This window comes from Methanocaldococcus lauensis, from assembly GCF_902827225.1.
Lineage (GTDB): Archaea > AGJL01 > Methanococci > Methanococcales > Methanocaldococcaceae > Methanocaldococcus > Methanocaldococcus lauensis.
In genome coordinates this window covers 1,355,822-1,382,068 of record NZ_LR792632.1, presented here as the reverse complement: position 1 = coordinate 1,382,068, position 26,247 = coordinate 1,355,822, and the positions used below count along the sequence as shown (strand labels likewise).

The 26,247-nt window shown below is 29.1% G+C and carries 24 protein-coding genes and 1 pseudogene; 10 read left to right on the top strand and 15 right to left on the bottom strand.

Features of this window, described 5'->3' with window-relative positions; all coding sequences use genetic code 11:
* Positions 1–61 precede the first annotated feature (61 nt).
* From KMP69_RS07255 to KMP69_RS07240, 5 genes and pseudogenes are all read left to right on the top strand, one after another.
* Positions 62–1,498 (top strand): phosphoadenosine phosphosulfate reductase domain-containing protein, encoded by a 1,437-nt coding sequence (locus tag KMP69_RS07255; RefSeq protein WP_214399795.1) that lies wholly within the window; start codon positions 62–64, stop codon positions 1,496–1,498.
* Complete coding sequence (locus KMP69_RS07250) at positions 1,499–2,611, top strand: DUF2117 family protein (RefSeq protein WP_214399794.1); 1,113 nt, start codon at positions 1,499–1,501, stop codon at positions 2,609–2,611.
* A 6-nt stretch (positions 2,612–2,617) separates the two neighbouring features.
* Positions 2,618–3,057, top strand: a pseudogene (locus tag KMP69_RS08165) (RNA-guided endonuclease TnpB family protein); the annotation flags it as partial.
* A 543-nt stretch (positions 3,058–3,600) separates the two neighbouring features.
* Positions 3,601–4,245 carry a metallophosphoesterase gene (locus tag KMP69_RS07245; RefSeq protein WP_214399793.1) on the top strand — a complete coding sequence of 215 codons (645 nt, stop codon included), beginning with the start codon at positions 3,601–3,603 and terminating at the stop codon, positions 4,243–4,245.
* A 127-nt stretch (positions 4,246–4,372) separates the two neighbouring features.
* A complete protein-coding gene (locus KMP69_RS07240) occupies positions 4,373–5,263 on the top strand; it encodes a selenium metabolism-associated LysR family transcriptional regulator (protein WP_214399792.1) in 891 nt (296 codons plus the stop codon).
* A gap of 106 nt (positions 5,264–5,369) precedes the next feature.
* Here the strand turns inward: KMP69_RS07240 and hisE are convergent, their stop codons facing one another.
* The 3 genes from hisE to KMP69_RS07225 all read right to left on the bottom strand — a co-directional run bounded on the left by hisE (position 5,370) and on the right by KMP69_RS07225 (position 6,638).
* Positions 5,370–5,660 (bottom strand): phosphoribosyl-ATP diphosphatase, encoded by a 291-nt coding sequence (gene hisE, locus KMP69_RS07235; RefSeq protein WP_214399791.1) that lies wholly within the window; start codon positions 5,658–5,660, stop codon positions 5,370–5,372.
* Between the two features lie 16 nt (positions 5,661–5,676).
* The gene (gene ribH, locus KMP69_RS07230) at positions 5,677–6,093 is read right to left on the bottom strand and encodes a 6,7-dimethyl-8-ribityllumazine synthase (RefSeq protein ID WP_214399790.1); all 417 of its coding nucleotides are present in this window, start codon (positions 6,091–6,093) and stop codon (positions 5,677–5,679) included.
* Between the two features lie 74 nt (positions 6,094–6,167).
* The gene (locus KMP69_RS07225) at positions 6,168–6,638 is read right to left on the bottom strand and encodes a gamma carbonic anhydrase family protein (protein ID WP_214399789.1); all 471 of its coding nucleotides are present in this window, start codon (positions 6,636–6,638) and stop codon (positions 6,168–6,170) included.
* An 88-nt stretch (positions 6,639–6,726) separates the two neighbouring features.
* On the opposite strand from KMP69_RS07225, the gene KMP69_RS07220 reads away from it, so the two are divergent.
* Positions 6,727–7,917, top strand: a complete 1,191-nt coding sequence (locus tag KMP69_RS07220; RefSeq protein ID WP_250543598.1) for a chloride channel protein — start codon at positions 6,727–6,729, stop codon at positions 7,915–7,917.
* 29 nt (positions 7,918–7,946) lie between these two features.
* Here KMP69_RS07220 and KMP69_RS07215 read toward each other — a convergent pair whose 3' ends face one another.
* From KMP69_RS07215 to KMP69_RS07205, 3 genes are read right to left on the bottom strand one after another with little or no spacing between them, the layout of a single operon-like run.
* Positions 7,947–8,138, bottom strand: a complete 192-nt coding sequence (locus KMP69_RS07215; protein ID WP_214399788.1) for a hypothetical protein — start codon at positions 8,136–8,138, stop codon at positions 7,947–7,949.
* A gap of 13 nt (positions 8,139–8,151) precedes the next feature.
* Positions 8,152–8,409 carry an MJ0307 family thioredoxin gene (locus tag KMP69_RS07210; RefSeq protein ID WP_214399787.1) on the bottom strand — a complete coding sequence of 86 codons (258 nt, stop codon included), beginning with the start codon at positions 8,407–8,409 and terminating at the stop codon, positions 8,152–8,154.
* A 32-nt stretch (positions 8,410–8,441) separates the two neighbouring features.
* Entirely contained in the window at positions 8,442–9,143 is a 702-nt protein-coding gene (locus tag KMP69_RS07205) for a DUF169 domain-containing protein (RefSeq protein WP_214399786.1), read from the bottom strand.
* A gap of 201 nt (positions 9,144–9,344) precedes the next feature.
* Here KMP69_RS07205 and trm14 point away from each other — a divergent pair, with 201 nt between their 5' ends.
* The 3 genes from trm14 to KMP69_RS07190 are packed head-to-tail and all read left to right on the top strand — an operon-like array spanning position 9,345 to position 12,142.
* Positions 9,345–10,490: a tRNA (guanine(6)-N2)-methyltransferase gene (gene trm14, locus KMP69_RS07200; RefSeq protein ID WP_214399785.1), complete on the top strand. Its 1,146-nt coding sequence runs from the start codon at positions 9,345–9,347 to the stop codon at positions 10,488–10,490.
* 31 nt (positions 10,491–10,521) lie between these two features.
* A complete protein-coding gene (locus KMP69_RS07195) occupies positions 10,522–11,325 on the top strand; it encodes a DUF63 family protein (protein ID WP_214399784.1) in 804 nt (267 codons plus the stop codon).
* A gap of 16 nt (positions 11,326–11,341) precedes the next feature.
* Positions 11,342–12,142, top strand: a complete 801-nt coding sequence (locus KMP69_RS07190) for a sulfite exporter TauE/SafE family protein (RefSeq protein ID WP_250543597.1) — start codon at positions 11,342–11,344, stop codon at positions 12,140–12,142.
* Here the strand turns inward: KMP69_RS07190 and hypB are convergent.
* Positions 12,129–12,809: a hydrogenase nickel incorporation protein HypB gene (hypB, locus tag KMP69_RS07185; RefSeq protein WP_214399783.1), complete on the bottom strand. Its 681-nt coding sequence runs from the start codon at positions 12,807–12,809 to the stop codon at positions 12,129–12,131. The genes KMP69_RS07190 and hypB overlap by 14 nt on opposite strands.
* On the opposite strand from hypB, the gene KMP69_RS07180 reads away from it, so the two are divergent.
* Entirely contained in the window at positions 12,804–12,944 is a 141-nt protein-coding gene (locus KMP69_RS07180; RefSeq protein ID WP_214399782.1) for a hypothetical protein, read from the top strand. The two genes, hypB and KMP69_RS07180, sit on opposite strands and share 6 nt — an antisense overlap.
* A gap of 84 nt (positions 12,945–13,028) precedes the next feature.
* On the opposite strand, the gene KMP69_RS07175 is transcribed toward KMP69_RS07180, so the two are convergent.
* The 8 genes from KMP69_RS07175 to KMP69_RS07140 form a co-directional block, all read right to left on the bottom strand.
* Entirely contained in the window at positions 13,029–13,496 is a 468-nt protein-coding gene (locus KMP69_RS07175; RefSeq protein WP_214399781.1) for a UPF0179 family protein, read from the bottom strand.
* A gap of 15 nt (positions 13,497–13,511) precedes the next feature.
* On the bottom strand, positions 13,512–14,861 hold the full coding sequence (locus KMP69_RS07170) for a P-loop domain-containing protein (RefSeq protein ID WP_214399780.1): 1,350 nt from the start codon (positions 14,859–14,861) through the stop codon (positions 13,512–13,514).
* Between the two features lie 180 nt (positions 14,862–15,041).
* Entirely contained in the window at positions 15,042–16,166 is a 1,125-nt protein-coding gene (locus tag KMP69_RS07165) for a hypothetical protein (protein ID WP_214399779.1), read from the bottom strand.
* A gap of 300 nt (positions 16,167–16,466) precedes the next feature.
* Complete coding sequence (locus tag KMP69_RS07160; protein WP_214399778.1) at positions 16,467–17,498, bottom strand: hypothetical protein; 1,032 nt, start codon at positions 17,496–17,498, stop codon at positions 16,467–16,469.
* A gap of 116 nt (positions 17,499–17,614) precedes the next feature.
* Positions 17,615–18,493, bottom strand: a complete 879-nt coding sequence (locus tag KMP69_RS07155; protein WP_214399777.1) for an MBL fold metallo-hydrolase — start codon at positions 18,491–18,493, stop codon at positions 17,615–17,617.
* A gap of 36 nt (positions 18,494–18,529) precedes the next feature.
* Positions 18,530–23,398, bottom strand: coding sequence for a DNA-directed DNA polymerase II large subunit (locus tag KMP69_RS07150; protein ID WP_214399776.1), 4,869 nt, complete (start codon positions 23,396–23,398; stop codon positions 18,530–18,532).
* Positions 23,399–23,597: 199 nt separating this feature from the next.
* On the bottom strand, positions 23,598–25,055 hold the full coding sequence (locus tag KMP69_RS07145; RefSeq protein ID WP_214399775.1) for a methanogenesis marker 14 protein: 1,458 nt from the start codon (positions 25,053–25,055) through the stop codon (positions 23,598–23,600).
* A gap of 70 nt (positions 25,056–25,125) precedes the next feature.
* Complete coding sequence (locus tag KMP69_RS07140; protein ID WP_214399774.1) at positions 25,126–26,247, bottom strand: NAD(P)-binding protein; 1,122 nt, start codon at positions 26,245–26,247, stop codon at positions 25,126–25,128.

The following is a 26,247-nucleotide window of genomic DNA, read 5'->3' as shown; positions in this document are numbered from 1 at the left end:
TAATAATTATTTGGTTATTATTAATTTAAGTATAAAAAAGTTTCTTTTAAGTGTGATACTTATGAAAACATACATTGGAAAGATTCACGTGAAGTGGTGTAATAATTGTAATATTCCTTTATTAGGTAGAATCTGCGAAGTTTGTGGTTCTGAGGCTAAAGAAGTAAAATTAACACCTCCAGGAGATCCAAGATTAGGATTTCAGTATGATATTGATTTTATAAACAAAGTCATTGAGGAAGAATTTGGTGCAAAAAATGTATTAAATGGAAAAATAATTTTATTAAATAAACTGCCCGGAAATGAAGAGGCATATGAAGTTATAGTTGATGGAGAAGTTAAATATATCTTATACTTTGATGAAAATAAAGAAAAATGGAAAATTAAATTAAAATTAAGTGGAGCGAGAGATTTAATGGAAAAGGGAGCATATAAAAAAATAGTCAAAATAAAAAACGATATAGTTGATATTTTAAAAAATAGAAAAGGTTCTATTTTAAAGCCCGGAATCGTTGAATTTACTAATGATATTGAAGAAAAAGATGATGTTATTATATTAGATGAAAATAACAGAGTAGTTGGTGTAGGTTTATCTGTAGTTTCTTCTGAAAAAATTAAAGAGATGGAAAAAGGCAAAGTTGTTAAGGTTCGATTTTTTATTAAATCTGATAATGAAAATGAAAATTATAAACCTAAAAAGATTTATAACAACTTAGAGGAGGCTTTTAACATAATGGTTAAGGCTAATAAAGGAGTTATTGAATCCTATGAAAAAAATGCCATTGGATTTATAAAAAATACCTATAAAAAATTAAAAAAGCCAGTTATGGTAGCGTTTTCTGGCGGAAAGGACAGTTTAGCAACATTAATTTTAACTTTAAAAGCATTAGGAAAAAATATTGATGTTGTGTTTATAGATACTGGCTTAGAGTTTGAGGAAACTTTAAAAAATGTTGAAGATGTAGAAAAATATTATAATATTAAAATTATAAGATTAAAAGGCGAAGATTTTTGGGAGAAAGTTAGAGAATACGGAATTCCTTCAAGAGATAATAGATGGTGTTCTAAAATTTGTAAATTGGAACCTTTAAAAAAATTTATTGAAGAAAATTATAAAGATGATGTTTTAGCATTTGTTGGAATTAGAAAGTATGAAAGTTTTAGTAGAGCAAAAAAAAGAATGATTTATAGAAATACTTACATTAAAAAACAGATAAATGCTTTACCAATATATCATTGGAGTTCTTTACACGTTTGGATATATTTATTAAAGGAGAAAGCTCCTTACAATAAACTGTATGAAAAAGGCTTCGACAGAATCGGATGTTTTATATGTCCAGCTATGGAAATGGGTGAAATGGATAAAATTAAAAAAGAATTTCCAGAGTTATGGGTAAAATGGGAAAATATCTTAAAGGAATTCGCTAAAAAGAATAATTTAGGAGAAGAATGGATAAAAAAAGGTTTATGGAGATGGAAGTATAAGATGGTGAATTAAATGAAAATAGGGGTTGTTGTTCATGGTCCAGAGATTGTTGATAGCGGCTACGCATTAAAAATTATAAATTTATTAAAGAAATTTGGAGAAGTTAAGGCTAAGTTAGGAGGAACAATGGGAAGAGTAGCAGTTATAGATAATGAATTGGAAGATATTATAGACATTTCTGAAAAATTAATGCCCTCTCAATCTTTAAAGAAGTTATCTGACAGTGATATTTTAATATTAATGAACTATGGAAAGTCAAAGATTACTGGACATACTTTTGGAAAGATTGTAGTTGAAAGAGCAAATATAGATAAACCAATTATTCAAATTGAAAGACCTGGAGAAAAAGATGGAACAATAATAATTTGGAACGATAATGGCTCAAAAATTGTAAAAGATATTGCTAACTATCTATCAAAAGAATTAAATTTGAGAATTGAAAGATGCATAAGTAACGGCTTAGAGATTTGGGAAAATGAGAAGAGAGTTTATAGAAAAGTTCATGGTGTAGATGTTGGAGAATCGATATTAGTTAATGGTGTCGTTATAGGAAAGGCAAATAGTAATGAAGTTATTTTAGTTTCTGAGAATGGAAAAATTGTTGATATTATTGGAGGAGAATTAAAAAAAGAAGGAATAAATAAATTAAAAAATATTGATTTAAAAAAGGCTGTAATAAAAACTGGAATTTTAAGGAGGCATCCTACAAAACCAAAAATTGTTAATAAAGATATAAATGAAGGATATGTTATTTTTGTTAATCACTCGGGAGAAGATGTCTTAGAGATGATTAAAGATAAGGATGTTATATGTGCTATAACAATAGGAGATGATACTACAACAGTATGTGGAGATATATTATCAAGATTTGGAATAAAAATTTTGGGAATTACAGATGGAGATAGAGATGAGATATTAAAAAATCCAACAATATTAAATGGCTCTGTAATATTTTTAATAAAAAATATGAGAGATGATGATGCTGGAAGAATTTTAAAGGATAATATAGATTTAAATAAAAAATATAGTTATGGAGAGATTTTAAACACTGTTGAAAGTATATTTAAAAATAATAATGTTAAGTATGAGAAATATTGCCATTTGAAGCTGTTTAATTTTTCATAGACAAGTATATCTTATAAGATTAGCCATAACTATCAACTTAAGTCCTTTTTAACCGAATGCAGAGAAAAACTAAACGAATGCATAGACATTAATTTGGAATAATATCGAATGGACTAAAAAAAGATAAACCAAAACTACCGAAATCTAATGAATTCAAAAGAAATTTAAGAAACAAACTGCTAAAGAATTGGAATTATGTCTCTCATTATATCGATGGTATTATTAAAACCTCCTATTCTATCCTAAATAGTTGGAAATCGAATTATAAAAATGGTTATAGAACAAAAACAAAACCGATAGTTAAAAGGTTATTTGTTAGAGTTAAAACAACATTAATAAAATACGATAAAGACAAAAGAGAGATAAGAATAATGATAAAACCAAGAAAAGAATACCTAATTTTAAACATTAAAGATAAATGGTTTTTTGATAAAGTTAAAGAATTACCAAAGATATTATGGGTGGCTCGGGGGTTATCTCGGAGTGAAGCGACGAGAACTTAAAAACCATAAGGGTTTTATGTCCATGACAGGGGCAGAGATTTCCATTCGGAAATTGATGACGCCCAATCCCAACGTGGTCTATAAAGTCGATTATAATGAAAAATATCTAACTAAATTTTATAATTGTTTATAATCGCCCATATATTACTACATCGGGAGAATCCCAAGGCCGTTTCTCATTTTCATAGCATTTAATAACTTAATTTATATAAAATCCGATAGATATGAAAATGGGTTGTTTTCATCCCATAGCTTCATCGGGAATACCAATCTTTCTGTTATAGGTTCATTGACTTGGGTAGAAAGGAAACATCTCCTTAAATGAAATTTATAAGCATTTATATTAACCTCGAAGGCAGAGCCCTCTCGTCGGTTAATTAACTAAAGATATTTATATATTGTGGTGTTACAAAAATTAAGAAACTGTTTCGGGCCTTCATAAAATAATCAATTAATTTCAAGTATATAAAACTCACGGTGAGATTTGTGAAAATCGTGGGAATTACAGATTTACATGGTAGATTTCCCCCAATAATTAAAGAATTTAAGGATTTTGCAGATGTTTTAATAGTCTCTGGAGATATTACTCACTTTGGAAGAAATATTGAGATTATAGAAAAGTTGTCTGAGTTATCAGACCATATGGATGTTTTTTGCATTCCAGGGAATTGTGACACTAAAGAAGTTATAGATGAATTAAACAATTACGGACTAAACATAGATGGGAAAGTAAAAAAAGTTGAAAATATAAATTTTGTTGGTTTAGGTGGAAGTAATAAAACTCCTTTTAATACACCAAATGAATATACTGAGGAAGAACTATACTGTAAACTTTTAAATTTAGTAAGAAATCTAAAAAATGTATTTTTAATAACTCATGTCCCTCCTTATAACACTATGGCTGATATTATTGATTTAAATAATGATATTCATGTTGGAAGTAAATCTATAAGGAAAATAATTGAAGAGTTTAATGATAATATTATATTCTGTGCATGTGGTCATATACACGAGAGTAGGTGTATTGACAAAATAGGAAAAACAATTATTGTAAATCCTTCTCCCAAGAGTTATTTTATTTATGACACAAAAAAGAACATTGTAGTTTTAGAGGATTTTTCAGGATATTAATATATATTAATATATAAGCAATTGATAGTTTTATGTTTTTCAATTTATGACAATACATTAACTTTATATATATCTATTATTAGTTATCTTAATAGGAATTACAAAATACAAAACATAGGTGAATAATATGGATCCAAAAATAAGTTATTTTCAAACATTTATAGTGGCAAGTAAAACAAAAAGTTTTTCTAAGGCAGCTAAACGATTAGGAATTACGCAGGGTACTGTAAGTAATCATATATCAGCACTAGAGAAATTTTTTGATGCTCAACTATTTTTAAGAACACCAGAAGGTGTAGATTTAACTCCGGAAGGAAAAATTTTATATGAAAGAGCTGAGAGAATTTTAGATTTGTTAAATGAATCTAAAATGCTTATGAGAGCAATACATGAAAATCCCGAGGGGATTATTAGAATTTATGCTTCTACAACTCCTGGAGAACATATACTCCCTTCAATAATTAAAGAATACAAAAATTCATACAAAAATGTAGATTTTGAAATGACTATATCTGACTCTGAGAGATGTTTCAAAGCGTTAGATGAAGGATTGGCTGACATAGCAGCAGTAGGCTACTTAAAAAACAAAAATTATGAATATACGATTATTGGTAAAGATAGATTAGTTTTAATTGTTCCTCCTAATCATCCACTTGCTAAAAAAGGAGTTGCTAAATTAGAGGATATTTTAAAAGAGGATTACATAGATAGAGAAGTAGGTTCAGGTACAAGAGAGGCGTTTATAAAAGCATTAAATGAAAAAGGTTATTCAATAATGGATTTAAATGTAGTAATGAGAGTAGGTAGTCATTCAGCAGTAATTACAGCAGTATCTGAGGGATATGGAGTTAGTATAGTTTCTGAAATTCCAGCAAAAAAGGCAGAAGATGCTGGTTTAGTTAAAATAGTTCCTGTAGAAGATTTGGACATTGTAAGATACCTATATTTAGTTAAAAGTAGAAGACCTAAAAACCCAAGTGCAGTTAAGTCATTCTGGGAGTTTGTTACAAATATATAAGTTTATACTGTCTTGATTATTAAGTAAAAATAATATAAGAATGTAAGAGTTAATAAAAGAAAGTAAAAGAAAGATTTTTAAAATATAATTTGTTTTTTATTTCTTTTTATTTTCTTCTTCTTTCAAATTCTTGTAATAATTCTTTAAACTCTATATTTTTGTATGCTAACAAAACCATTGTATGAAATATTAAATCTGCCGCCTCATAAATGATTTCATCTTTTTTGTCATCTTTAGCGGCTAAAATTAACTCCGTAGATTCTTCTCCAATTTTTTCACATATTTTATTTATGGCTGATTTTTTTTCATCATCAGTTGTTAATTTAGCCACATAAGAATTTTCTGGCTTTTCCTCTATTCTTTTTTTAATAATTTCATAAACTTCTTCTAAAATCATAAATATCCCAAAAATTTTATTTTTCTAAGACTTTTAATCTCTTAACCATTTTAACAGCCGCCTCTACAGCCCTTTTACCATAATCTACTCTCTCCTGTGCCTGTAATCTTGTCATTCCTGGCCCTGAAATTCCAAGAGTTACTGGTTTATCATATTGTAGTGCTAAATCTGCTATTTTTCTTGCAGCGTTATGGACAACAATTTCATCATGCTCTGTTTCTCCTTCAATAACGCATCCAATTGTCACAACAGCATCGACATCGTCTTTTTCTAACAATTTTTTTACAGCTAAAGGCATATCAAAAACTCCTGGAACTATAATTTTATATTTTACAGTAGCCCCTAAAAATTCAGCGTGTTCTTCGGCAACTTTTTCCATCATATAGGTTATGTCTCTATTAAATTCGGCAATAACAAATCCTAAATTTACCACAAATACCACCCTACAATTTATTTTTATTTAAAATTTTAAATACCTATTATTTATTATTTATGCTCTATGGTTATTTATTTAAGATTTTTAGATAGTTCAACATACCTTAAAGCATTTTCCTTTATACTTTTAATTTCCTCGTCTGTTAAGGTTCTAACCACTCTACCAGGGACTCCTAAAACTAAACTGTTTGGTGGAATCTCCTTATTTTGAGTAACTAATGCATTGGCCCCAATTATACAATTTTCTCCAATTTTCGCTCCATTTAATATTGTAGCATTCATTCCAACTAAGACATTATTCTCTATAATACAGCCATGAACTACTGCTCCATGCCCTATTGAAACATAATCTCCAATTCTTACTGGATATCCTTTAGAGCAATGAATTACACAACAATCTTGAACATTGGAATAATTACCAATTATTATTTTTTCTAAATCTCCTCTAATTACAGCGTTGTACCAAACTGAAGAATACTCTCCAATGGTTACATCTCCAACGATTACAGCAGTTTTTGCTATTTTTGCTGTCTTTGAAATCATAATTTCACCAGAAACTTTAAAATAAATTTTCAAAAAATATTAAATATTATATTATATAGTAGTAATTATTTTATTATGGAGGAATATTATGATTATGAATATTGTTAGTAAAAAAATAAATAGATTAATAAAAATGTTAAAATGGATAAGTATTGCCTCACTAATTGGAATTGTTGGAGGATTAAGTTCTATTATTTTATCAATTATTATAGAACACTTCCCAGAAAAAAATAATATTTTATTAATTCCAATAGTATTTTTTATTTGTGGATTATTTGTAGATTACATTTATGAATTGAAAGGTTCTGGGATAGATAGAGTTTTAAAGGCGTTAAATAACAATATTCCATTAACTTGGATTAAAGGACTTTTAAAAGTTTTATTGGCTGGGATAGTTATAGCAGTTGGAGGTAGTGCTGGGAAAGAAGGACCTTGTGTTCAATCAAGTGCATCCTTTGCTGATGAGCTATATAGATTATTGAAGTTAAGAAATAGAGAGTTAGTTATAATTACCGGAATTGCAGGAGGATTAAGTGGGGCATTTGCCGCTCCTTTAGGAACTGCAATATTAGCATGTGAGATTATTGAGCACGAAAACTTTAGCTATATTAACATTTTACCCCCAATTATTGCAAGTGTCGTAGGTTATATTATTTATTATCTCAGCACTGGAAAAAGACATTTATTTAATGTTTATTTTATCTATACTTTACATCCAATGGACTTTATTTGGTTTATAATTGGGGCGTTTTTTTGTTCTTTTATTGCATATCTTTACATAAAAACATATAGAAAAATATCTTCAACCTTTGATACTATTAAACTACCCTACTGTATTAAAACATTGATTGGTGGAATTATAGTGGCAGTAATTGGCTACTTTATTCCAGAAATTTTTGGTTTAGGTTTAGATCTTATAAAAGATTTATTTTTTATAAAATATTCTTTGATATTATTGGTTTTAATACTTATTGGAAAGATATTTGCAACATCTTTCACAGTAGGTTCTGGAGTTCCTGGAGGTTTGATATTTCCATCTATGTGTATTGGAGCGATTTCTGGAGCAATATTTGGTAGTATTATTGGAGCTAATCCCGTCCCATATATAGTTTTAGGAATAGCTACATCATTATCTGCCTCAACTAATGCTCCTTTGGGAGGAGCTGTTTTATGTACAGAGATTTTTGGCTTTGATTTTGCAGTTCCATCATCGATAGGGGCAGTTATAGGGTATCAAACAACGAAGTTTGATACAATATTTAAATATATAAGATTTTAAATTAATTTTAGAATAAAAAATAAATAATATTATTGAATTAAATATTCACATCTATGTTTAAGGATTTCGCAGTTTGGTATAATTACTTCATCAATATCATATTCTTCTTTTAGCATTTTTATCATTGTTACTATATCTTTTCCTCTACAAACCTCACATTTTATGGAAAGTTCATCATTGTTAGAAATATTTTCATCCTTACACACAATTCTTAACTTCATAGTTTTTCACTTTTTATAATCTTTTCTTAATTGCTTCAACTAATGCCTCTTTTGTTGGAGCCCCCACAAATTCAACTTCTCCATTAATTACAATTGTAGGAACAGCCATTATCCCATATTCCATAGCCTTTTGTGGATTTTCCATAACATTTATATATTCTACTTCAACAGCATCTGGCATTTCACTTGCAACTTCTTCAACAACTCTCTTAGCCGCTGGACAATGAGGACACATAGGTGATGTAAAGAGTTCAATTTTTACTTTTGACATATATTATCCCTCCAAATTTAAAATAAATTTATTTAATGACCACAAGTCCATACTTGTCTAAAGTGTTCAATTGCTTCAACAATGTCTTTTAATTTTTCTGGTGGGAAGGCAACAACAACTTCCTCTGGCTTAATTCCAGCATACTTTCTTGAACCGTTACATCCTAAGGTCATATTTGGTGCTTTTCTTGTATAAACTGCCGCTACACCGTCAGCACACAATGACTGGATTCCTGAGAAATCTGCTTGGAACCTTCCTCCTTTATGGTAGAGCATTGCCTGAACCAATCTTAATGCATATAATGGCTCTCCAATGAATATTATTGAATCTGGAACAAAGTCAGTTTCATCTAAAGGAGCATATATTGAGGCATATATCTCTTCTTCAACTTTTGGAATTGCATCAACTGTTTTTTTAGCGGCTTCCTCATCTTTGAAGTTTCCTAACTTAACATACAATTTTCCTGTTGCTAAAGGTTCTGGTGGATTTTTAAAAATACCTATAGCATAAGCCCCTCCCTTACATAAATGTTTATCAACTGTTGCATATAATTTCTTTCTCTCTAATCTTGCAAGTTGAATCATTTCACAGTGTCTTTTTTCTTCTGGTAATTCCTCATATCCTTCAGGTATTTCTTCTTTTGATTTTGCCAATTTTACAGCAACAAATGGTTTATCTAACATCATTAATTCCATTAACTTTTTCCCATATTCTCTGATTTCATTTACATCCATTGTCTCACCTGTGAATAGTTGTGTATAATTCACGCACTATATTTTATCACTTATAAGTATATATATTTTTCGATTTGTATTCAGTACTAATGTACCTAAATAAGTAATCAAAAATATACTCTCGTAAAATGTTAAGTTGGTAAAATTTGATATAAATATGTCTACCTGTTATCTATAATAAAACTGTAACGAGGAATTTTTATGGATTTCTATGTTACATTATCTCCGGGATTGGAAAAAATATCTAAGAGAGAGATTGAAGAATTTGGAGGAAAAATTAGAGAAGTTAGAGAAGGAAAGGGTAGAATATTTTTCAATGGAGATCTATATTTAATTCCTAAGATTAACTATTTTTCAAGGACTATAAAAAGGTTAAATATTTTATTGCATAAAGAAAAAATTCCAAATATCTCATTAGAAGATGTCTATGACAGAGTTTATAACATTGATTGGACTGATTATATTAAAGAATCTCAAAGTTTCGCCATTAGACCGTTAAGAATTGGAGAGCATAATTTTACATCAATAGACATTGGAAGAGTTGCGGGAGAGGCGTTAATAAAATCATATCAAAAAGATAAAAATGTGAGATTAAAAGTAAATTTAGATTATCCAGATGTTATTGTTAGAGTGGAAGTTGTATTTGATGAGTTAATAGTTGGAATTGATACAACAGGAGATACAGCGTTAGATAAAAGAGGTTATAGAGTTTTTAATCATCCAGCACATATAGATTCAACTATAGCCTCATCTTTAATTTATTTAAGTGATTGGAAGGATGATGAGATATTATTAGACCCTATGTGTGGTAGTGGGACAATTCCAATTGAAGGGGCATTAATAAAAAGAAATATCCCACCCGGCAAATTTAGAGAAAAGAAATATGGATTTATATTTGTGAATATGTTTGGAGAAGATCTTTTAAATGAAGTAAAAAAGGAAGTTGTTGAAAAAGAAAATTATTATAATATAATTGGTTTAGATAAAAACCAAAAATATTTAGAGGGAGCAAAAGAAAACGCTAAAAGTGCAGGAGTTTTAGACACTATAAAGTTTGTCTGTGGAGATGCTACTAAGTTGCAGGATTTATTTGATAGTGTTGATGTTATTATAGTAAATCCACCCTACGGCATAAGGATGGGTAGTAAAAGAATGGTTAAAAAACTATATAATGAATTTTTAATGTCAGCAAAGAATATTATGCATGGAAATTCAAGGCTTATTGTTATAACAGGAGAGGATAGATTATTCAAAGAGGCAGTAATAAAAAGTAACTTAGAGATTAAAGAGGAGTTTAATATTATGTTTGGTGGTCTAATGACAAAAGTATTCTATTTAACATTATAACATTACATAATAAAAATTTTTGAGGGACAAAATGATAGAGGAAATAAAAAATTTTATTTACAAATATTATATTTATCCAGCAGAATATGGAACTGGCTATAACATAATTCAGGAAATAACCTATGGAACTATTTTAGCATTGGCATTGTATTTATTTTATAGAGCTTTGAGAAAGTTAAATGTAAATATAGATGAAAAGTTTGCAATTCCAGGAATTGTATTTGCTGTATTGATAGCATTGATGAGAGCTTTAGTTGATTGCGGATATATTGAAAGAAGTTTTTTAACAATAACACCAGGAATTATTTTTTTAGTTGGAGGATTATTTATAGTAACTATTTTAACCACGAGGATTATTTTCAAAGATAATTATTATAAGATTTCAGCAATAGTTGGGTTAATTCCTTTATTATATTTTATTTTCATATTTTTACAACATCTTAAACATTTTGAAGTAATTTTATATATTATAATTTTAGTAGGATTTTTTTATTATTTAATTAAATATTTAGATAAAATATTAAAATTAAATATTTTTCAATCAAAAATTGACAGTTATGTAATAATAGGGCAGTTAATTGATGCATCAGCCACAACAATAGGAATTGGACTTTATGGTTACTGGGAACAACATCCAATACCAAGATTTTTAATGGAACACTTTGGAGTTTATGCCTTTATTCCTTTTAAACTTTTGGTAGTTTTAGTAATTTTATATATTTTAAATAAAGAAGTTGATGACATAAATATAAGGAATATTATAAAACTTTGTATAATGGCTCTTGGATTAGCCCCAGGACTTAGAGATTTATTTAGAATGGCTATGGGTGTTTAAAATTGAGATGATAATTATGATGGATATATTTTTATTTATACCTTTGTTTATAATTTTAGGCTTTATAATTGGGATTTTAGCAAGTTTGTGTGGTTTAGGGGGAGGTTTTTTAGTTGCTCCAATTTTAGTAATAGTTTTTAATTATTTAGGAATCCCTAATGGTATAAAATTTGCTATAGGGACATCTCTATTTGTTGTTTTTATAAATTCAATAGTATCATTTATTAGACATATGAAACATTATGAAAATTTTAATATCGAGTGGAAATCTATAATTGCATTAGGAATTACAGGATTAGTTTTTTCAAAACTTAGTAGTTTTTTAGTTGTTAATTATATCAACACTTACATCCTAAAAAAACTCTTTGGAATTTTTTTAATAATAATTGGTGTATATTTAATAAAATCAAAAGAAAATAGAGATCATTACAAATTTTATAATGGAAGTATTGTCCATTTTATTGTTTGTGGGGTTATTGCTGGTTCATTGGCAGGTTTATTTGGTATCGGCGGAGGTATAACCATTATTCCAATAATGTCTTTATTTAAATATCCAATTAAAAGAGTAATAAAAATTACAATAAGTGTAGTCCCTTTAATTTCAATTGGTGGAATAATTACATACTTAACGGCAAACACTCAAAATTATATTTATAATGTTGGCTATGTGTCAATACCAATAGCATTAATTACAGTAGCTCCAATAATATACTCCTCAAAATTAGGATTACATATTCATCAAAAAATTTCTCCAAGATATTTAAGAATAATTCTTGGCATCATATTGGGAGGAGTAGGATTAGTTATGATTTATTAGATTCTTTAATTTCTTTAATACTCTTTTCAATAAACTCTAAAACTTTATCAAATCCTTCCATAGTTTTTAGACTTAATAAAATAACTTCTGCGTCTGGATTAATTCTTTTAGCATCATTTTCCATCTTTTTTAAATCTACCCCAACAGCATCTGCCAAATCAATCTTATTGATTATTATTAAATCAGCAGTTTTCATAATTCCCGGATGTTTCTCTATTGTATCGTCTCCCTCAGTTGTTGAAACAATTACAATTCTTTTGTGAGTTCCTAAATCGAAATCTGCTGGACAGATTAAGTTTCCTACATTTTCAATAAACAATAAATCTATATTCTCTAAATTTAAATCCTCTAATGCATGCCCTACTAAGTGAGCATCTAAGTGGCACTCTTTACCAGTATTTAATGGAACTACCTCAACTCCATGCTTTTTCATTCTATCAGCGTCAAATTTTGCTATAACATCTCCTGCAATACATGCAATTCTATATTTATCCTTTAAATTTTCAATTAATTTTTCAATTAATAATGTTTTTCCACTACCTATTGCCCCCATAAAGTCAAAGGCAACAACATTATGTTTATTTAAAAGTTTTCTATTTTTGTCTGCTAATCTTTTATTTGCCTTTAATATATCCTTTGCAATATCTAAAACTCCAACAATATGCATATTTTACCACCACCTTACCATAAATTGTTGCTAAGGAACTCTGCTTTATATTTAGAATTAATTGATTATTTTATAGTATTCCCAATGGAAACTATGGAAGATAACCTATTTTCATGCTATGAAAATGAGAAATGATAGTAAGTGTCCTCTATGGGAATCTTCGTCCCTTTAGGGCGGAGAGGATTTCAGAGTGTTATTTAATCAAAAGTATAAAAAATTTTATAATTTATTTTCTTTGTTTTCAATTAATTCAATTACAACCTTTTTTAATGACTTTCCATTAGGACAGTTGATTTTTTCATTTATAACATTTTTTATTTTGAATTTTTCTCCCTCTTTTATGAATTCTGGTTTGCAAAAATTATAATACTCACAGTCAAAATTATCGCAATTTATTGGTTCGTAGTTTAAAATAACTCCTTCAATAGCTTTTTTTGATTCTACCATAATTGTTAAATCTGCCAAAACTACTTCAACCACCTTAACACCATCTTCATGAACTGGGCAAGGATGATTTGCTGACCTAACAGAAATTATTTTATATACTCTTCCTACTTCTAAGTTTCCATGGCATAATCTTTTAAATTTGCAGTTGTTACATTCTTCAATCATTCCTAAGTATATAAATTCCTTCCCAGTTTTTGCTAACCTACTGCCTATTAGTGTTATCTTACGCTCTTTGTCCATAATTATCCCAATTTACTATTTTTTAAGTTTTTTTAAGTTAAAGATTTTAGAGGCTAACTCTAAATAAAATTTTCCTAACTCCTCTCTAAAGTAATCTAAATCAAGATAATGAACTTTATGATTTTCTAAATAAATTGCTCTATCTCCCAAGGCTGTTAATAAATCTAAGGAACTCGTAACAATTATAAATGAACTATCTCCTAACTTTTCTCTATTTTCCATAATTATTTCAGACAAAGATTCAACTCCCTCAAACCACTTACTTAAAACTCCACTAACAAGGAGATTTACAGCAGAGTTATCCTCATCAATCAAAATAAGCTTAGTTTTATTTTTTATTGCTCTCTGTATTTGATAAGCCATATACATTGAACCAGAGGCAGTTCCATAAACTGATTTTGGACTTCCTTTAAGTCCTGGTGGCAATTTTTGAAAAAATAAACTTATATCCTGTCCACTCATTTCCATACTTCCAGTAGATGCCTTAGATAGACTTTTAGTAGTAATTATATATTCTCTCCCATCTCCAATTAAGTGGTCGTCCATTCCACTCTCAATTGCCTGTAATAGGGTAGTTTTTCCTTGAGCATTTCTACCAGTAATTATAAATATTTCTTTCTTTTTAATCCCTAAACCTTTAACTCTTTTTCCATATTTTAACTCTATTTCTATTGGCTCTAATTCTTCAGGACATTCGAAGGGAATATTTACTTCCTTAGGACCAGCAATTCTGTAATGCTTCCTAACCTCAGTGTATTTTCTTGCAGGCTTTGAGTTGTTGCCAATAAAACACACTAAATTAAGATTATCTAAGAGGTCTCTAAGATATTTTTGATTTATTATATTTTTTGCTTCTTCTATTAATAAATTAATTGGAATGTTTTTAATAAATTCATTTAGTTCGATACATAAATCATTTATTTGATTAGCGATAGATTTAGCATCTTTTTCTTTAAAAATCATTCTTAAAAGTAAATATATTTTATCTTTTTCAATGTAATTGTAGTTATCAACTCTCCACAAATCATAGCCCAAATTTAAGTCGCAATTAACTACTGTAAGTGGCTCATACAACGCTTTATATATTCTACCAAAATATCCTGCCAATGGCAAAAATCTCTTTTTTTTAATAATTTCTTGTTTTATTTCTTCAATAACCCTCTGTGTAGCCCCTTCTATCCCATCTCTATATTCAGAAAGTTTTAAAAAATTATCATTTTTAAAAATAAAAGGTAAAACAACCTTTATATTACCATCTGGCTGTCTTACAGCATAATATACTCTATTTTTATTACTTTTAGTTAAAAGAGATAAATTTAAAAATTCATTTTCTTTTAAATGAGATATAATTTCATCTATAAGCATATTTACTCCCAAAGGTTTTTTCTTTAAAAATGGTGCGTCTCAGTTAGTGCCGATTTCTTCATTCCAAAAAGGTTAGTGGGGGTAACTTTCATCATCGACGCTTTTTGTAATTTTTATTTTGTAATATACATCAGAGTACTTAGAAGACAAAAAAGATAAAAAACTTAAATAGTTATTATCTTAACCTCCTACAATATAATCAATTGATACTTCAGTATATGTTTTATAGTTTCCAAAATCAATATGCACTGATACCATCTTGTTTCCAATATATCCTCCGGCATCTATACTACTTTCATCACTATATATATTAGGAAACATTTTTCTTAATTTTTCTAAATACCATTGTTTGACTTTGTCATTTGAGTCGGGGGCTAAATAAACTGCCTTTATTTCAGTTGAAGTTTGACCCTGAATAGTCATGGTAGTATTGTGATATTCAATCATCACTGCACCAGGATACCTTGGTAATGGTTCATTGCCCCTTGCTAAATCTTGATTCGGTATGCTTCTTTTTGTATAATAAATAGTTATCTCAGTGTAGTCTATACCTTCACAAGGTGCCGCAATTGATACAGTTACTTCATCATCATCCTTTTCAAAGACCATTTCAACGGAATCTGAGCTTCCGCTTTGATAAGTTATATTCCAACCTTTAGATGTTAATGTCTTTTTAAACCAATTAACTACTTTATCGTAGTCATCCTTTGTACCATAAGTTATGTCATAATATATTGGGAAATTACCATCCTTTGATTTTGTATAGGATAACATTACTGATCCTGGATATCTTTGTAATGGCTCTTCACCACTTATCATATCGTGATTTGGTAGTGTATTTTTGTTATTTTCTTCAGATACAGCTGTCTTTCCTACAAAATAAACTGTTTTTCCCTCATGCTCAAACGCCATAACACCAATAATGGTATTTCCTTTTTTAAGTGTTAATGAGGCAATAGTTGACCCTTCAACATTTACAGTACCTTGACTGACAGTATAACCTGGAAACTTAGATTTGTACCAATTTATAATATCTGTAGGAGAGGCACCTTCTACAACATATGAATGGAACTCTGAAAACTGATGAGAATATCCAGTCATTGTAGCCCACATATTATATTGATTATTTTCATGAGAACCTGGATAAATTGGCAATTCTGTTGATTCTTCAGAAGGACTTAGAGATGTTTGATAAGAAGAACCTGATTCTGAAGTTTCCTGTTTTTCTGCACATCCACTCAGTATAACACCAACACCCAGAACAACGAATAATATTAGCATTTTAATAATTTTTGTATTTATCATACTAAATCACCTTCATCAATTCTTTAGAATAACCTAACATCATTTTAGATTTCTGAATTTAAAATAATATTTAAAATAATAAATATACTGCTATGAATAATATTATTTCACAATCTATATTATAGTCATATACTTCATAGTATTACCTCCTTAATTATTAATATTGAAATTTATTGAAATTATATGATTATTAAAATAATGTCTTTTTAATAACCAGTATTATTTATATTATGGATATTTAATTATAAAGAATAATAATATTAAAAATATTAATAACCACATATAAAAATAAAAATTCGTTTAAAAAACTAAAACAATATTTAAATTCTCATAGGAAATTACAATTTCCTGATTAACCTCCGTAATTTTATTTTCAAAGTATAGTTTATTAACATAATGTTTTGATAATTTTATGTTGATTATTACAATTGGCTTTCCAGTTGAATAAAATATCAATTTTCCAGAAGTTTTTTTCAAAACAATCTCATAATATTTTCCATTAGTGTAATAGCCATAATATTCTGGATAGTAGCCTAAGAAATCTTTTGAAATTATTAGGTTTCCATTGGCTTTCTGTTCTATTGTATAGTTTTCTGGATGTTTAACATCATAATATTTTGATAAAACATTAAATAGTTCATCAGTTTCATTTTCAAAAATAAATAATCCATATTTCTCTTTAATCTTTTCAATCTCTTTTGATATATTATTTTTATATTCAATTACAGCCATTTTATATTCTTCATCATAGCCAACCTTTTGCGGAACTAAAATTATAACATAATTTAAAGTCCAGTTAGGTTCCACATTATATTCTAATTCGTAAGTATTATTTCCAATTTTTGAAATATTTGCCTTTATCAATTTTCCATAAGGATAAACTGGGGGATTTTTAAATAGGCAATACATTGGAAATATCGTATATGCCTTTGGTTCAAGAGGAATATCTATAACTTCAATTATACCATTACTTAGATTAATCATATCTTTGTTCCAATTTACTTTTGAAAATTTGTAATTTTTAGGAGCATATTCTTTAACAGTAGTTGGAAGTAATCTATAATCGACAATTATAATTTCAGTATTATTCAGAATCTCTTCTGGAATTTCTCCAAGCATTGGTGATTTTTTACTGAAATTGTATGGATTATATATTATATAGGAGATTAAACAGCCATTGTTATCTAAATGTTGATACTCAACCTTAAAGTGCGTATATGAAATTGCAGGAACTCCTCTATCCACTGGAATTAGTTGAATTACTAAAATAAAAGTTAATGCCATTAAAATAAATAGAGTAATAAAAAATAATATTTTGTTATTAATTTTCATATTTTCACAATTTTTATTTATTTTAATAAAATAATTTAATTATTTGATAATCCAACCTTTTATATATTTTGGTTTAAGTCAATAATAAAAAAATAAAAAACTCTGAATTAATTAATCTATCCAAATAACTCCTCTATTGTTTTACCTTTCTTAATATCTTTCCTATAGGCTTCCAATAACAAATTTTTCTGTCCTAAAAATTCAGCAACGGTCTTAAAGTCAATATTTATTCTTTCTCTAAACTTTTTATCTCTTAATAAATGGTGGTCAATTATTATTTCAGCTCCAGTATTTTCAACTATATATTTTAAGTTTTCATTGGTTTTCTCCAAGTTTTTCTTTCCATATCTATGCATCATATAGGTTGGTGGCCCTCCAATGTATATTAAATTTGGCTTCTCATTTACAATGTAATCTCTAACATCATCTGAAAGTATTCCTTGAGTGTCTGATGTATGCATAAATTTAAAATCCTTCTCTTTAACTGTAGTTATTAAAACATAACCTAATTTATCATTTTTTCCGTGAGGAAATGGAGGAGAGAATTTTATCTCTGTATTTCCAAATTTAAATGTTTTATTGTCAGCATATTCAATTTTTTTTGCAATATCTTTAACATTATCTAAGAATTTTTTTGCTCTATCCATTTGACTTTTATTTATATATTCAGTTGGATGCTTTATTAACAAAATCTTATCTTTATATATGTCTTTGGCGTAATCTTTTGACTCTAAGTATATATCGTCAAAAAATGGAGTATAATGGTCGTAATGATAATGAGATATTGTTATAATGTCTGATTTTTTTGCATAATCATTGATCTTTTTTCTTAATTCTTTTAATATTTTAAATTCAATATCGTTAGGTTCTAAACCAGATCTTTTTGGAGCTATGGCTACCCCTGGATCTATTAATATACCCACATCATTTGTTTTAACATAGGTAGCCATAGACCTTACTCCTAAACTTTCAGATGCTAATGGTAAAATTTTCATAACAATCACCAAAAATAAATTTAATAAATTTAAAATTTAGCTAATTTTGAAGAATTCACTTAACTTAACTTGCTTACTCTTCTCATTCTCAAATATTGAATTTATTCCCTCCCTAATTATTTTTAATCTTTGTTTTATATAATTATTTACATTGTATTCATTAGCCATCTTCTCAGCAACATCCATATACTTCTCAACAGCCCCTTTTGATACTGTTAATATTAAATTAGAGCCGCATTTTGGACATTTTCCTCTTAAAGGAACTCTTCTAAACTTAGCTCCACACTTACATCTAACTGCCTGCCTTGAAAATGCTCTTAAATTACCGATTAAGTCGGGAATAAAGTGAGATTGAATAACTTTTTCAGCGACATCTCTCTCATCTGTGGCTCTAATTTTCTTAGCCACTGCCAGTTGAGCGGTAGTTTTATCGAGCATAGTATTTAAGGTTTTGTAAGCACAAACTTTTGGACCTAAATCAATTCTACTCGTTTCATGAGTATATCCTATCCCTTCATACTGCTCTACCTTACCTAACCTATCTTCAACAGTTTCTATTAACTCTTTAACTTCTTTTGGAGAGGGCATATCTAAAGTTTTTTCGTAAAATTCTAATGGATATCTCCAAACTGTATCCATATTATGAACTTCTCCATCTACCTCCTTAGGATCTAATATTGTAGTTAAAACCAATGGAGCGTCCATCTGTCCTCCTCTTTTATCTGGTAAAAATATCTTGGAGAAGTTCAAAAACGCATCCATAAGCAAAAATAAAGAATCTTCATCGCCGTCACAATTATGTATTTGAATATTTTGATTTATAATTATGGTGTGATACTTTTTAGCATTTACTGAATAGACATAGTTATCTTCACTCTTTATTATATCAACTTTTTTAACTTTTGACAACAATCCAAAGGATTCTATACATTTTTTATTTACATAGTTTCTATTTTCGTGATAGTTATAAATATTCTGTTTTCTTTCTAAGGAGAAACCTATTTCCTCAAAAAATCTCTTTGCCTGCTCTCCATAATAATCTAACCTATAAACAACAGATTTTGGAACTTCTTTTCCTTTATTTTCATAGTATTTCTTCACTACACTCCCTTCTCTACTATTAGCGTTTTCATCAACGCCCCAACTTGCATATAAGTTAAATTTAGAAATCATCAATGTATCTATATCCATTAACAATTTTTTATTTGCACTATACACTGCAACCAATGGTCTTGTTTTTATTGTCGTTCCATCTCCTGCAAAGTATGTTGATAACATAAGTTTAACTTTCTCCTTTGGCAGTTTAAATATAAAACTTGGAACTCTCTTTGACTTTGCCTTTTTTCCAATCTTTAGAACTCTTGTAAAGAATAGATAAACAACTCTTGATGATAATGTTAATTTTCCTTCTTTTTCATTTTCATAGATTTTAACGTCTCCAAACGCTTCTCTTATTGATTTTTTAATATCTTCCCTTATTTCTTTCTCTGAATTTGAGAAATTTAATTGATAAACACTTTCTGATTCCCTTGCGTAACCTTCAGAAAGATAGTAGCCAATAACCTTTAATAATGGCTCAATTTTAACAATTCTTTTAATATTTACTTTATCTCTCCTAACGGCAATATAACAATCTTTTGGAACATCATCTAAACTTAAATTTGATTTTTCAAGGATTTCTAACAATAAATTTAGTGGTATAGTATTATGTCTTAAATAATCATTTAACTTCAACTCTCTAATTAATTTTTTATCAATATTTTCTTTAATCCAATTACTAATTCCCCTAACTCTCAAAATATTCCATAAATCTTTAAACTCCTCTTTTGAAAATTCTTTCAATAAATCAATTTCCTCTATATCTTCCTCTTCAAACTCAATCTTTGGAATTAGTATTAAATCCCCTTCTTTAACATCCATAGCCAATTTTTTTATAAACTTATTGTTTTCATAAACCAATACTGGGTGGTTGTGAGTTGTTATAAATTCTCTACCACCATCTAATGTTATTTTTATAAGATGGTTTGGAGAAGGCATTTTTAAAACTTCCTCAATATCTGTTAAAACAACTTTTTTATTTTCTACATCAAATGAATAAACTTTAATATTTCTCTTTGGCTTCTTTCTAACATATGCCCCATTTTCAAAAATCTCCTCATTTTCATCAAACAACTCATAAAGTTCTTTAATTGTTATTCTTTCAACATATCCATCTATATTTACTAAAATTTCAGTATCTGGTGGGAAGCAGTTTCTTCTCTTTGCTGCGTGGAAGTATGGATGAGCATAACCGACATTTGCCTTACAATATCCAATAATTCTCCCAACCATTCCAGCAGATGTGTGGGGAGCCAAACCAATAACTAAATGTCCGATTAAGTCATCTTTATTTTTTATATTGTAAAATCTTCCAACTTTATAGAATTTTTCTAATAAATCATCAATAAAGTTTGCTACTTTAATAAAATATTCTGCACAACTTTCTGGAATTATAACATCCTGTGGCTTTAACTCTACTATCTGTTCTCCATCAACTAACTCATTTCCATATATATCTTTATCATATCCTAACTCTCTCAACTTTTCAACGCTAACATTTATTTCATTTGGCTTAAAGTGAGTTATAGGGACATCAGTACAGTCAAATCTTGCAGTTCCATCTTTGAATACATAAACTCCATTTATAGCCCTTAATATTGCCTTTTCTAATGGTTCTACAATTTTTTTCTTTGATGTCATCCCCTTAATACATTTAACATCTCCTGGCTTATTTATTCCCAATCTTTTTAATGCGATATACCAATAATCTTTTAAAGGAGCAGTAATTTTACCAAACTTGTTTAACTCCACACTATTTCCACAGTATGGACAAACTCTATATAGTGATATTTTTCCACAGTTTGGACATATTCCATAAGAAACTTCAATTTCATCTGTGTTATTTTCATCAACTGCCTTGTTTATTAATCTAACCTGCCCTCCAGCATTACCTATTGGGAACAATCCATTAACTGGAGGCTTCATCTTTCTTGGAGCCGCTTTTTCTGGTCTTCCCATTCTCGCTCCAACATAAACATAGGTATTTCTTCTAACTTCAAAGGGGGCTAATAAATTAATTAGATGCATACTATTTTTTGCAGTTTTTAAAATTTCATCTATATTTTCAACTAAATCTTTTTTATTTTCAACATCAAATCCTAAGGAGTAAAGTAATGGATAATACTCTTCAATAATTACCTTTTTGTTTCTCACTAAGTGGCAACAGCCAATTAGCTCTAAAACTCTCTTAGCTTTTTTATCTTCCTCTGTCTTTAAATCAACAATCCAAACCTTTTTATTCTCAAAATAATCTTCATATCCCTTTAACAACCAATTTCTCAATAATATAATTTCTTCTTTGGAAACATCGTGCCAATGGTATGTAAATCTTGGATGTAGTGGAGTTTTTGTTTTTAAAGCAAATTTTACAGCCTTTTCAGGATTTGGATTTTCTATAAATTTTTTATCATAATCTATATTCTTAGATATTAAAATCTGTTCATACCACTCCTCACACCAACAACTTGGAAGTAGAGGATGATTATTCTCTAAGAAATCTCCATAATTTACTAAAACATCTCCTAAAAATAAGATTTCTTCAACTTTATCTCTAACCTCTATAGCTTTCTCTATTGTATCAACTCTAATAACATCTCCATTTTTTAACTTTACAATTGGGGGCTCAATGCTATCAACTGGAACTACGCATGTAGCCTTTCCGGGTCTTTCTGTCTTTAACTGAGTACCAACAGCCATAAATTCATTTACTAAATACATCAATGCTGGATGAAATCCTTGAGTAGCAAAGCCCGTATTCCTACTTCTACCATATCTTAATCTAAACCCACCAATCTTTGAAGGATGAGCAAATACTGGTCTTCCAGCAATAACTTCACTTATAAACTTTTTATTAGCCTCTATTTTAATATCTCTCCAATATCCTTCCATTTCAATATCTTCCTCTCCATCTATACTTTCCTCCTCATCATCTTTTTTATCTTCTTCCTCACTTTCTTCTTTTTTACTTACCAACTCTTTAAGCCAATCCCATCCTTCTATTCCCAATTTCTCAACATGCCTCAAAATTTTTGGAGCTTTTAACAAAACCCCTTCAACTAAAACTAATAAAGCCCCTCCCCTGAGTTGATTTGTCTCAACTCTTGGTAAATCTCTATGTCCAGAAACTTCAACGTCATCAGTAGCCTCTCCAGTAATCTCAATTGGTATATTTCTTATTGCAGTTCTAATCTCATCAGCCGTTGGAGTATATTGGAAACTACCTACTTCTGATTGATACAATTCAACCTCTTCAACATATCTCTCAATCTCATCCTCAGTTGGCTTATATCTATCCAACTCTAAAGCCTTTCTAACGAAATCTCCAACCAATACTGACAATGCCTGAGCTGTCCCTCCAGCACTTCTTATAGGTCCTGCATAATAGATGGCTAAATATTCAGTTCCATCTGGATTTTTTTTGATTTTTACATCTGCAATTCCCTCCAATGGAGCGGCAACAATACCCTCTGTTAATACTGCTAGTGCAGTTCTAACAGCCTGCTCAGCCTTTTTTTCTCTATCAAAATCTCCAAATTTACCTTCTACAATTTCCTTGGCAATTTCTAATGCCGCCGGTTCTTTACCTAACTCTGAAACTAACTCTCTAATTCTCTCAGCAACTCCCTTAGGCCCAACCAATCCTTCAACTCTGTCAGCCATATCTGACGCTAAAGGGATTTCAACGTCATCAACTGGGTCAAGTCCTTTTTTTCTACACTCCTCAGCAATTTTATAGCATCTTTCAACTTCCTTAATAATATTCTCAAAATATTTTCTCATTTTCTCAGAGCATGCAACATGAACCATAGTCATCACATAAAAATATTGTTAAACTTAAATAAATTAATTATTGAGTAATTTGATAATCACAATACTGATTATAGAATGTTGGTTTTGGTATAAAAAATAGTAGTTGTGATATTGTAATAAAAATTAACCAAATATTACATAAAAAATAACAAATATCTTAATGTAATTATTATAAATATTATTTTACTTATTAAGCCTAATCTCTTATCATTCCCCTCTCTTTTTGCCATTTTCTTCTTAAACCTAATATACAACCTCCTCCTCTAACTCCTCCTAATGGAACAGAAGGAGTTCCTAAACAGTTCATACATCTTGCCATAACACTTGCCCCTAATGCTAAACCATCTTCAACGAATACAACATTCTCCTCTACACTATCCCAAATTTCTAAGGTTTTGAGTTTTTCAATAATTAACTCTGGTTTTTTTCCAGTAATTCCTGCTCTTCCTGTAATTCCTATTGCTGATTTTTCGCTAATTAATTCTTTTTTATAAGCCAATTCTACCAATCTCCTAACAACTTCACTCATAACATAATCTAAGCAACACATTAATGTAGGAATATTACTTTTTTCTACCAACTCTCTACCTAACTCTTCTAACTTAATTAAATCACTTCCATTTTTACCGACATCACATCCAATAAGTGTAGTTCCTGCCTTTTCTGCAGATTTTGGGTCTACTGGGACAGTTCCAAATCTATCAACATCCTTTGGAACCTCCTTAATAATAATATATTTATGAATCTCTTCTGCATACTCTCTTGCCAACTCCTCATTTGCTTTACCTTTTACATTTGCTAAATCTAATGCCGCCCCTGTTTTTTCATCAATTTTTCCAGAACCTCTTGCAATTGCATCCGCTATAGCTCCCGCCAATCCACACAGATTGCCAATAACTTTTGCATATGGTAAAGTATCGTTAGTAATTCTACCTGCCAATGTCGTTCCAAAGTCAATACTCATACAAGGATTTCTAAAATCTACATTAGTCCATTTACATCCAACTTTTATTCCTGCTGTTACTAATTCTCCCTCCATTTCGTTTGCTACAACTTCTTTTCCTGTTGGTGGAAGAACTCCAGTAACTGCCCCATCGAAGATAATTTTATCTAAGAAGGAGTATTTGTCAAAGGGTTTTGGGATTTGATCTTTAGTCATTGCTGGAGTCATCTTTGCTGGAGGTATTCCAGCTTTCATACAACCTTGGGCTAAAGCTATAATCATCTCTCCGACTTCTTCAGGAGAAGCAAATCCTGCAGTAACTCCAGTACTTCTTACTACAAAGTGTAAGTCATTAACAGTCAAACCTGCCTCTTCCAAACTTTTTAATAAAACCTCTTTAACCATATCTGCAACAGCTTCCCTTGTTAATTTAACTCCCCACAATGTTTCTCCAAAAACTTCTTCTCCTTTTTTTGGTTTTCTAACATCTCTTGTCATTTTTACATACTTACTAATTATATAAGTTTTTCCAGTATCCATATTTGTGGCTGTAATAATAGATTTAGTTGTTGTATTCCCCAGTTCTACTGATGCCACTATGTAGTATGGATTTCTCTTTAATTCAATTAAATCAACACTTTGTGACTTTGCATAGGCAATTTTTGTCTTCTCCTTTTTAAACATTTTTGAAATTATATCAAAAATTCCCATTTTATAACCCCCTATTTATGGGATGATTCTATCTAATTAAATTTTCATTTTTGAATTTTTTATATTTTTCTTATAATAACATTTCTCTGGCAAATTTTTTAGATAACGCTATTATTGAAACAATTGGTGGAACTCCTAAGGATTCTTTAAATAAAGAGGCATCGCAAACATATAGATTTTCTTTAATTTCAAAATCATCAACAACTAAACTTAAACTACCCCCTGGATGAGAACCTCTTGGAATAGTTGTGTAAATATCCTCATCAACACCTAACTTGTATAAATATTTTGTTGCTTCACTTACACCCTTTGCAAGTGTTTTAAAATCCTCCTTAGTTATCTCTTTAACTGTATTTTTATCTAAAACTTCTCCACAGTTTTCATCTTTAATTTTTATCATAATTCCTACAATATCCTTCTCTTCCACATCCTTATAATCTTTTTTTATTTCATTATAGAGGAGTTTTGAGTAATGTGTTGATAGTATAAAATTTTTGTATTTTTTATAAACGAGCATAGAAACATCTTTATTTAAATAACTATCTTTTAAAATTCCTCCAACTGTTACAAAAATATCTACAAAAAGATTTTTTCCTATATTTTCATCATCAATCAATTTTTTTAAAATTCTTGGGCTGTTTATTCCACCAGCAGAGATTATTATATTTTTTGTTTTAATTTTTTTTCCATTTTCATCTAAAATTTCATAGTATCCGCAATATTCTATATCCTTTATATTAAAGTTTGTAAATATATCAGCATTTGAATCTTTTAAATAATTTAATGGAGTCCATTTTGCTTTACACAACTTTCTTGCACATTCTCCACATTTATTACATTTATCAAAGTCAATAAATTTCTCCATCTTTTTAAACCCTAATTCAATAAATTTTTTATCAATTTCATTTAAAAAACGATCTTCTGGACATTTAATATTTAATTCCTCCCAAATTTCTTTATATATGTCTTTTTTTATTTTGTATCCTTTAATATCAATTTTCATCGCATTGCCTAAGGAATATACTGCACTTCCTCCCAATCCGTAAACATAATTAATTTCAACATTTTTCCCTTCCAAAACATATTTTGGATTACTTCCTTTTTCTAATACAGATACTTTATACTTTTCACTTAATTCATTAGCTATTGTAGAACCAGCCACTCCCGAGCCTATAATTGCAAAATCATACAT